Genomic DNA, 8,988 nt, shown 5'->3' on the forward strand with positions numbered 1-8,988 from the left:
GGCGCGCAGGCAGCGACGGGCCGCCGGGATGGCAGCCGGTTCGGCAGTGCGGATGGTGGGTTTCGGCGGGTGTGGCGGGGTATGCGGATTTTCAGACGACTGCCGCCGCTTAACGACCGGTGCTACAACGGCAATTGTTGAGACGCCGGCGGCGAAGCGGCTAATCTCCCCCCTCGTGGGGGAGATGTCCGGCAGGACAGAGGGGGGCGCCGTAGAGCGCCAACCGTGATCACCCTAGGGGAACCGCATTGCCTCATACGCCATTGCCTCCCCGACAGCGCCTGAACGCCAAATCCATGCGCAAGGTCATGACCGATGCAGAATTGAAGCTCTGGAACGAGCTGCGGGCGCACAGGCTGATGGGGCTCGGCTTCCGGCGACAATTTCCGATCGCGGGTTACATTGTCGACTTCGCGTGCCCAGAGAAGAAGCTGATCGTCGAAGTCGATGGCTCCCAGCATGCCAGAGCCGATGCCGCGGCAGCCGATAACGCAAGGTCGGTGCGCCTGGAGCAGGACGGCTGGACCGTCCTGAGGTTCTGGAATGACGATGTGATCCGCGACATCGACAATGTCTGCCAGCATGTCGTGATCGCGGCTGGCCTCGGCGGCGCGGTTGAATAGCGGATACGTCAGCGGGCCAGCGCCCCCCTCTGTCCTGCCGGACATCTCCCCCTCGAGGGGGGAGATGGGCAGCTTCGACGCCTCACCTCTCCTCCGCCCGCGCCGCCCTTTCCAGGGCCGCGAGCTGCGCTTCGTCCAGCATCAGGAACCCCATAATGTGCTGCACCACCTCGGCCCGCGCATTGCTGAGCGCGCTGTGCAGTTCGAAGCCGGCGGGCGTCCTGGTCCGCGCCATCCACTCGCCATAGGACGGGCGCCTGAAATAGCCGACCGTGGCGGTGAGATCGGCCAGCACCATCTCGCCGTCCTCGCCGGAAAAGGCCCGGAGATAGGCCTTGGCCAGCGCCTCGCGCGCCTTGGCCGGGCCGCCATTTTGCGCCGCGTGGGCGAAACGCTTGCGGCTCATGCGCCGCCACCCGCCGGCATCGCGCCCTGGGCGCCGGCGTCCGCGACCGGTGCCGCGCCGCCCTGCATCATCTGCTGCAGGCCGTCGAGCAGCCCGCTGTCGCGCGCCTGCACGGCGGCCGGCACCGCGTCCTTGGCCGCCTTGCCGGCGGTGGCGATCGCAGCCATGCCGGCCTGCGCGGTCTGTGCCTTGGTGCGGGCATCCCGCAGACCTTCCACCTCTTCCTTGCGGCGGAAGATGCGTTGCGGGCTGCGCCCGGCGCTCTGCACGATCTTGATCGCCTCGTCGCTGTCTATGTTGTCCATGACGCCGGGGTCGAACTGCGCCATCTGCATGGCCGTCGTCACCAGCTGGATGGTGTCGCGCGCCTCGGCCGAGCGGCGCAGCACGTCGAGCGGGCCGGTGAAGGTCGGCCGCACCGCCTTGCCGACCAGGCTTTCCGGCGGCACGAACCGGCTGTCCTCGTCATAGAGCCCCTTGTCCTCGAGAATGCCGAGCTCGCGGTCGAGATTGCTGGCAAAGCCCGCCTGGATGATCGAGCCCGAGGGCCCGAGTAGCGCGCCCTTCTCCTCCTGGCGGATCAGCGCTTCGGTCGCCGTCATCTGCGGGTTCTGCACCAGGGTCTGGAACAGGTTGACGAACATCATGTCGCGGATCTCGTCGGCGCGGCTCTGGGCGTAGTTGAAGGCATAGGTCGGGTTCTGCCCGGTCGAGATCGGCTGGATCAGCGGCCGGCCATTGTCGTCGATCAGGCCGGGATAATTCTCGCCGGGATTGAGCACCGGCACATAGTCGAGCCTGGCCTTCGAGGCGGTGGCCGGATCGGTGATCTGCTGCAGCGCGCGCAGGCCGGAGCGGCGCACGGCGTTTTCCTCGCGCACAGTGGTCAGCGCCTCGATAGCAGGCGAGACGCCATAGGGGTCGCCCTCATAGCGGCGCCAGTTGAAGGTCGACACCGGGAAGGTGCGGAACCCGCTTTCCCTGACGATTTCCTCCTCGTCCTCGATGACGTGATAGGAGGCGAACGCCATGTCGAGATACCGGGTGCGGCCGCCCTGCCCGTATAGCTGGCGCTCGTCGCGCGGCTGGATGCACTGGATCAGCGAGATCTTTTCCTCGCACTTGGCCGGATCGTCGACCAGCACCTTGATGCGCGCCGGCAGTTTTTCGTAGCCGAGCAGCTGCGCGGCCTGCCGCGCCGTGCGCTCGTAGCGGCGGTGGAAGATGTCGACCTGGCCCCAGCGGTTGCGGCAGAGATAGCCCTCGACCACGGGGATCGAGGCATAGCGGATCAGCGTGCCGCCGAACCCTTCCTCGGCATAGAGATAGGCCGGGCCGTAGCGCACGACATTGCGCAGGCAGGCTTGCGTTGCCGGCACGAAGTTGGAATTGGCGGAGTAGCGCAGCGAGAACAGGAAATCGCGAAGGCTTTCGGCCCATTCCTTCTCCTCGTCGGTCTCCTCGTCGTTCATGGCGGCGGTCGACAGGCCATGCCATTTTTCCGACTGCGGAATGATCAGGCTTTCCAGGCCCGCGGCCAGCCGATTGGCGGCCGAGTTGATGGTGTTGGCGTAGACGCGGGACCCGCGCCGCTCCTGCCGCTCGGCCTGCGAGTCCGGCCCGCCAGCGCGCCGGCCGTTCCAGATGTCGGGGGCATCGGGGTCGCAAAACTCCGCCACCTGCTCCCAAACCGCCTCATACTGGCTGCGTTCGGTCTCGAGTTCGGACTGGCGCGAAAGAATATCGCGGGCACGGGAATCGGTCATGGGTGGCCTCGCTTGTTTGCGCGGAGGTTGGAGCTGCCATCTCCCCCCTCGCGGGGGTTGAGGAGCGGTTTGCGAAGCAGACAGAAAGCCAACTGCTTGGCTTTCTGAGCGACGAACGCCGGCAGGCCAGAGGGGGGTGCCGTAGAGCGCCGACCTCTGAAGTGAATTCAGCCAACTTGGCCAGGTGAACAGATCGAAGAAGCTTGGCGGAAGCGCCGGCGGGACAGCGCCCCCTTCAGCCCTGCCGGGCATCTCCCCCACTTGGGGGGAGATCACCTCTTCCTGTCATCTTTTGCCCACTTCCTGGGGCTAGGCTGTCCTTGCGGGCGGGTTTTCGAGGAGGTCGATGTGACGACGACAAGCCTTGCCGGCACCCTGAAAAACCGCGGCAAACAAGTGGCCAAGCGGCTGATTGGCTATGACAGCCGCAACTGGCTGCGCATCCGCCAGATCGAGGCGTTCAGCCTTTTCCTCGAAGCGGGAAACCGCAAGGCCTCCGACGTCATCGAGGTTTCGCCCGGCTGGAACCGATACTGGCGGGCGATGTGCCCGAACTATCGGTCGGTCGACTTCCCCGCCTTCGACATCTGCAAGGATCGTACCGAGGAGCAATACTCCATCGTCATCGCCGACCAGGTGCTGGAACATGTCCAGCGCCCGCAAGCGGCGGTGCGGAACATCCATGCCATGACCAGGCCCGGAGGCTGGGCGATGGTGGCGACACCCTTTCTGTTTCGGGTGCACGCCAGGCCGCACGACTACAACAGATGGACGCCCGCCGGCCTGAAACAGCTGATGGTCGAGGGCGGCTTCCCCGAAGCCAATGTCAAGGTCCATGGCTGGGGCAACAAGGCCTGCGCCCGCGCCCACATCGGCGGCCCGGTACGGGCTTACGGGTTATGGCGGGATCTCAGCAACGACGAGGAATACCCGCTCATGGTCTGGGCGTTCGCAAGAAAAGGGTGAGCGCGGCGCTGTTGCCTTCCCCCCTTGTGGGGTGAGGAGTGGTCCGCGTAGCGGACGGGAAGCCAATTGCTTGGCTTTCCGAACGACGAACGCCCGAAGCGAAAGCGAAGGGCCGGGTCGGCAGGCGAGAGGGGGCACTGTCCCGCCGGCCCATCCGTCCTGCAAGTTGTTACGCTACAAACCGGAGCGGCAGGCGTTCCTTCGCGCCCCCCTCTGCCCTGCCGGGCATCTCCCCCACGAGGGGGGAGATCGGCAGCCTCACCCACCCCGCCTCTTCACCGCCCTTGCGTGCCGGCGCCAGTACCACCAGTCCAGCACGCGCCTTCGAAAACTGCGCTTCATCGCGGTCATGGTTCACACTCCAAGCAGCACGCGGCGCTGGCCGGTGAGGCTGCCCGGTGCGAGGTCGGTCTTGATGGTGCTGGCGGTGCCCTGGCGCTGTTCGAGTTCAGCCCGCAGGGCCGCCTCGCGCGCCTGCACATCCTTGTCCTGCACGGTCGGCGTCGGCGGCAGCGGCTTCAGTTCCGGTGGTTTTTGAAACAGACACATGGTTCCAGCCTTCTCTTGTCCAGTCATAGAGGAAGAAATCTTCGCCGTTGCGGCCATAGCCCGGCAACAGGCAGCGTTGCGTGGCGCCCAGCCGGCCAAGCCAGCGCAGCGCCAGATCATTGGCGGCAAGCGCCCGCGCCTCGACCCGCCAGGCGCCCCGCGCCGCCACCTGAGGCCCAAGCACGGCGTGAAAGAACTCGGTGATCCCGGGCACGCAGCGCCGCATGCGGCGCGTACCCCAGCTCCAGGCGATCCACAGGCCGCCGCGCTGCTCGGCCGCGCCGAACCCCGCCTCCGGATTGCCGTCGAGCTCGGCGACATAGGCAAAGCCCTGCAGTGCGGTCAGCGCCAAGAGCGACGGCGACCACTGGTCGAGCTGGCAGTCGATCTCGGCGCGGTCTTCGGGGCGCAGATTGGCGGCGACGTAGGAGAGATCGCGCAGCGTGGCGGGGATGATGCGAAGGGTCATGAGGCGCACCCCTTCTGGGACTGAAAGCACCATCGCCAAAAAACAAAACCCGCCTCGTGGGCGGGTCGTTGGCGCAAATCAGCACCATGGATAAAATATACCATTGCTGCCCTCACGCAGTCAACAGGATTATAGGAATAAATTCTCCGCACGGACCAATCCAAGCTCTACACCGTGACCGGCGAGGAATATGCCTCACACAAGGCGACCAATCATTTCGCTGGCGAATACGCTCGCTACGAGGGTGGCGTGTCAATCCACTCGAACACGATTGAGAACGTGTTTTCAGTCTTCAAGCGCGGCATGGTCGGCGTCTACCAGCACTGCGGCGAAGATCATCTGCACCGCTACCTTGCCGAGTTCGATTTCCGCTACAATCGCCGCACGGCTCTTGGCGTCACCGATACCGAGCGGGCCGACGACCTCATTCGCGGCACGACCGGCAAGCGGCTGACCTATCTACAAACTGACCAAGCCGGCCACGCCTAGGCAGAAGGCCAAGGCATTCTTGCGCTGGCGGAAGCGTCAGCGCTTTCGATCCGAAGATTGACTCTTCTGTTTCTTTGGCTTCCCCCTTCGTCTCGTGCTTGGACGGAGGGGTTTTCATTGCGCGACGTAATGCGTCGTCGCGCCGTTGCTCTATCGTTCGTCAAGCCGTTGATCGTGCGGTTCGCTTTGTCCCGTTGGTGTCATGGCGTATCAATTCAGTCCTATCAGGTTGGCAATGGCCAGAAACGACGAGATGCGAAAGAGGGTCGAACGGCTTCTGGCCGAAGGCTTTCGCCACGACGATATCACAAAACTGCTTCTGTGGTTGCGAGAGCGAAGCTATGGCGTCTCATCAATACGCGAGATCGGTGATTTCGTGGCGCACTCGGACACAAAGACGAAAGGGGCCGTGACCCAGGAACTAAGAGATTTTTTCCGATATTTAGAACTGCGGATGAATTCGACAAACCTAAACGAACAAGGCAAGAAGCCAGCCTTCCTCCAAATCAAGCTAGAAAACCTGCCTCCGGATTTCCCTTCAATCGTAATGGAGCGGTTCCGTAAGCTGGACTCGTCGGAGATCAACCGAACAACCGGGCTCAATCGGAAGGCGGCGGAGTTGGCGCTAAAAGCCGTACTTCAGAAGTTTTCCACCGGCCCCAATGGCGAACTCAGTTTGACATCTGCAAGGACCAAAGACGAGGCTGCAATCCTCACGACTTCCCTCAATTCAATGATGCCAACGCCGACGCTTACACAAGCAGCCTTATGGCGGGACTTTTGCTTCGTTCTCAAGAAGAACAATCTTCTGGAAGACAGAGAACAAAAGCTGCTCAAGCCGGTCGAACGCGGCCTCGTTCTATTCTCAATTGCCACGATGCACGGCACAGAAATGACCCTTGTAAGCGGTCGAGTCGCCAAGCTGAGCGCCGGAATCCGAAAAAACGGTAATCTCTGTGTAGCTGCGGCGGGGGAATGGGACATGATAGGTGCATTCGGAAGCGCCGTCGTGCCAGTTTTTGATACCGACCTTCTCGCGAGCGAATGTTGTGATCCCGCGCTGAGTGTTGACGCGGGGAACAAATACAATGAACCGCTGGATGTAAGCGCTGATCTTCGGTTAGTAGCGCTCTGACGGGCTGATCTCGGCAAAGTGCTCTATCGCGCGCTGTTCGCATACTCCGAGGCTTTCGATCACACCCCGAAGATTGAAATTGTCTCGCGAGCAAACTCGCAACGAGCAAACCAGCATTGTTATCTAACAGCCCGTTCACGATCTCGGGCTAATCATTTCCGTGCACCGTAGCCAGATCGGCAAGCCTAGCAGCTAAGATTTTCCTCGCACGTCCTGCTTTGTCGTTGGCCACGGGAAATCTTCCTAAGTTCCATTACATGCCGGCCTGTTCCTTCGAACCATAACAGCGGAGAATCGCTATGTCACGCATATAATTAGGAAAAAATTCCTAATTGTCGCACATGCCACCATCGCTCCGGGGGCCTTCAGGCCGGCGACAGGAATTCGTGCACCTGCCACCGCCATCCGAGGCAGGCGACAGCAGCAAAAAGTGCGCTGTCGCCGTAATGCTACACGGACCTGGGCTCGAAAGACTACTGACCCATCCCGAACTTGTATGTAATGCGCGCCATCACCGCATCCACCTTGGCATCGGTACGATAGGTCTCCGGATTTGCTCCAAGAGAGCCGTCATCGAACACGTTGTTGCCGGTGCTGGTCTTGGACCCAAGATCGACATGGGTGTAATCCACGCCCAGCAATATGTTGTCGGTAATGGCATAATCGAGCCCGGCGCCGAGCGCGTAGCCGTTTTGCCAGTCGTTCTTCTCATATGTAACCAAGGCATCGTTGTCGCGCGCCGTGAACCGGACCTTGCCGCCGGCATAGCCGGCCTTCGCATAGATCAGGACCCGATCGAAGGCATAGCCAATGCGCCCGACTGCCGTGACGTAGTTGGAGATCTTGCCGGTCTCGGTATCGCTGTCCGGGAAGTAGGGGCTGACGATCGTCTTCTTGATATCCGTCGCGGTCCAGGTCGCTTCGCCACCCAGGACGAACTGGTTCCACTGATACTGGGCGCCGATGTGAGCGCCTCCGGCAACGCCGGCCTTGTTGAAATCGAAACCCTCCGTGCCCGCGGGAACCGCGTCTGTAAAAAAGCCCCCGGATGGCTCCGTGACATCGGTAGCGGTGATATCACCGTTTGCTACGCCAAGGTGCGCGCCGGCGTAGAAGCCGCTCCAATCGTAAGCCGAGCCCACAACGGGCCCCGCCATGTCGGCTGCCGACGCGCCAGTTGCGCCGAGCCCAGCAACCGCAAGAATTGCAAGAAATTTGTACACTGCCTTCTCCCGCCCCACAGAAACCCTCAACTTGAGAATATGTCAAAGCACGATACTTTACTGTGCTATTTCAGCATCACTTCGCCAAAATGAGAAGCTCGCAAACATTCGAAGATATGTCGCGCAATAATTAAGCAGATTCTAATATACATGGTGACAGTGCACTTTTTGACGACGTAGCATCGACAAGAGCGCGGCTGTCCGTCAGGCGAAGAAGCATTTCTGGATTGGATCACCGGACAACCGGCGGAGTCGTGAGAACGGCGGGAATTCGTGCACTTCGTGTGCCGACCCATTGCGGAAGTTCAACATCAACCGTGAGCAATCGGCCTTCATGTTCTCCATTGTATGGCTTAGACTCGCCGCATGGGACTATTGACCTTCAGCATCAACGTCACCCTGGACGGCTGCGTCGACCACCAGGAGGGAATTGCCGACGACGAGACGCACGCCTTCTTCACCCGCCTCATGGATGAGGGCGGAGCAATGCTGTGGGGTCGCGTCACCTACGAGATGATGGAGAGCTACTGGCCGGCAGTCGCCCGCGGCGACGCGGAGGCGCCGCCGGCGATACGCGAGTGGGCGGTCAAGCTGGAGGCAAAGCCGAAATACGTCGTGTCATCGACGCGAAAGGCCTTCCCGTGGACCAACAGCCACCACATCGGCGGCGACCTGCGCACCGGCGTGCAGAGGCTCAAGGATGCGACCCCGGCCGGCGTGCTCCTCGGTAGCGGCAAGCTCGCGACCGAGCTGGACCGGCTGGATCTAATCGACGAGTACAAGCTCCTCGTGCACCCCAGGATCGCAGGCCACGGCCCGACCCTCTACCAGAGCGGGCTGCCCAGCACGCGACGGCTCGAGCTGATCTCGGCCAAGCCGCTCCGCAGCGGCGTGGTCGCCATGCATTACCGCCGCGCGCGCTGACCGTACTCATTTGCCACGGCGCCCAGAATGGCCGTGGCCGGAACACCCAACCGGTCCACGAGGGGGGAGATTGTGTCCAGCCGATAGATGGGTAACAGATTGAACCGGATACATAGGTAACAGTTCTCCCCCTATGCATCCGCCGCAGCGCCAAGCGGTTTGGTTGGCGCGGCGCTGCGGCGGACGAGCTTCATACGTCTGGTGTCGATGATGCCAAGCGGATAATCATGGAAGGTAAGTGCCCATTGGCCGTCCTCGGCTTCGATGGCCGCGACGGCTTCGCCGGCCAGTGATTGCGAGACATAGACGAAGCCGCCATTCCACCTGATCTCGCCATTGTGGCGCACCCAGCGAACCGCGGCCTCTTGCGGATAATCGGGCTCGGGTGGCGTCCTTGGCATGGCTCGTTGTGACGGGCGGTAATGCTGGGCTGGAGTG

The 8,988-nt window shown here is 62.2% G+C and carries 9 protein-coding genes and 2 pseudogenes; 5 read left to right on the top strand and 6 right to left on the bottom strand.

From position 1 onward, the window contains the following. Window positions 1–248 precede the first annotated feature (248 nt). Window positions 249–623: an endonuclease domain-containing protein gene (locus EN845_RS29075; RefSeq protein WP_127873259.1), complete on the top strand. Its 375-nt coding sequence runs from the start codon at window positions 249–251 to the stop codon at window positions 621–623. A gap of 82 nt (window positions 624–705) precedes the next feature. On the opposite strand, the gene EN845_RS29080 is transcribed toward EN845_RS29075, so the two are convergent. Further along, the gene (locus EN845_RS29080) at window positions 706–1,029 is read right to left on the bottom strand and encodes a hypothetical protein (RefSeq protein WP_127873260.1); all 324 of its coding nucleotides are present in this window, start codon (window positions 1,027–1,029) and stop codon (window positions 706–708) included. Further along, window positions 1,026–2,795 carry a portal protein gene (locus EN845_RS29085; protein WP_127873261.1) on the bottom strand — a complete coding sequence of 590 codons (1,770 nt, stop codon included), beginning with the start codon at window positions 2,793–2,795 and terminating at the stop codon, window positions 1,026–1,028. The genes EN845_RS29080 and EN845_RS29085 overlap by 4 nt, the downstream gene beginning before the upstream one ends. Before the next feature lie 348 nt (window positions 2,796–3,143). Here EN845_RS29085 and EN845_RS29090 point away from each other — a divergent pair, with 348 nt between their 5' ends. Beyond that, entirely contained in the window at window positions 3,144–3,761 is a 618-nt protein-coding gene (locus EN845_RS29090) for a methyltransferase domain-containing protein (protein ID WP_127873262.1), read from the top strand. A 354-nt stretch (window positions 3,762–4,115) separates the two neighbouring features. On the opposite strand, the gene EN845_RS36670 is transcribed toward EN845_RS29090, so the two are convergent. Beyond that, window positions 4,116–4,241 carry a hypothetical protein gene (locus EN845_RS36670; RefSeq protein ID WP_281040993.1) on the bottom strand — a complete coding sequence of 42 codons (126 nt, stop codon included), beginning with the start codon at window positions 4,239–4,241 and terminating at the stop codon, window positions 4,116–4,118. Then, on the bottom strand, window positions 4,210–4,779 hold the full coding sequence (locus EN845_RS29100; RefSeq protein ID WP_127873264.1) for a hypothetical protein: 570 nt from the start codon (window positions 4,777–4,779) through the stop codon (window positions 4,210–4,212). The genes EN845_RS36670 and EN845_RS29100 overlap by 32 nt, the downstream gene beginning before the upstream one ends. A gap of 144 nt (window positions 4,780–4,923) precedes the next feature. Here EN845_RS29100 and EN845_RS29105 point away from each other — a divergent pair. Together EN845_RS29105 and EN845_RS29110 are read left to right on the top strand one after the other, a co-directional pair. Further along, window positions 4,924–5,268 (top strand): annotated as a pseudogene (locus EN845_RS29105) (transposase); the annotation flags it as partial. A gap of 253 nt (window positions 5,269–5,521) precedes the next feature. Next, entirely contained in the window at window positions 5,522–6,403 is an 882-nt protein-coding gene (locus tag EN845_RS29110; protein WP_135897777.1) for a hypothetical protein, read from the top strand. A gap of 473 nt (window positions 6,404–6,876) precedes the next feature. On the opposite strand, the gene EN845_RS29115 is transcribed toward EN845_RS29110, so the two are convergent. Then, window positions 6,877–7,626 (bottom strand): outer membrane beta-barrel protein, encoded by a 750-nt coding sequence (locus EN845_RS29115; protein WP_245511834.1) that lies wholly within the window; start codon window positions 7,624–7,626, stop codon window positions 6,877–6,879. Between the two features lie 366 nt (window positions 7,627–7,992). On the opposite strand from EN845_RS29115, the gene EN845_RS29120 reads away from it, so the two are divergent. Continuing rightward, entirely contained in the window at window positions 7,993–8,550 is a 558-nt protein-coding gene (locus EN845_RS29120) for a dihydrofolate reductase family protein (protein ID WP_127873267.1), read from the top strand. Window positions 8,551–8,681: 131 nt separating this feature from the next. Here EN845_RS29120 and EN845_RS29125 read toward each other — a convergent pair. Next, a pseudogene (locus tag EN845_RS29125) lies at window positions 8,682–8,988 on the bottom strand (integrase); the annotation flags it as partial.

The sequence above is a fragment of the Mesorhizobium sp. M8A.F.Ca.ET.202.01.1.1 genome (genome assembly GCF_004791595.1).
Taxonomy (GTDB): domain Bacteria; phylum Pseudomonadota; class Alphaproteobacteria; order Rhizobiales; family Rhizobiaceae; genus Mesorhizobium.

What these genes read in the sequence shown, in the direction of transcription:
- EN845_RS29080 (WP_127873260.1), bottom strand. Translation starts at nt 1,029, where the DNA reads ATGAGCCGCAAGCGTTTCGCCCACGCGGCGCAAAATGGCGGCCCGGCC.
- EN845_RS29085 (WP_127873261.1), bottom strand. Translation starts at nt 2,795, where the DNA reads ATGACCGATTCCCGTGCCCGCGATATTCTTTCGCGCCAGTCCGAACTC.
- EN845_RS29100 (WP_127873264.1), bottom strand. Translation starts at nt 4,779, where the DNA reads ATGACCCTTCGCATCATCCCCGCCACGCTGCGCGATCTCTCCTACGTC.
- EN845_RS29110 (WP_135897777.1), top strand. Translation starts at nt 5,522, where the DNA reads ATGCGAAAGAGGGTCGAACGGCTTCTGGCCGAAGGCTTTCGCCACGAC.
- EN845_RS29120 (WP_127873267.1), top strand. Translation starts at nt 7,993, where the DNA reads ATGGGACTATTGACCTTCAGCATCAACGTCACCCTGGACGGCTGCGTC.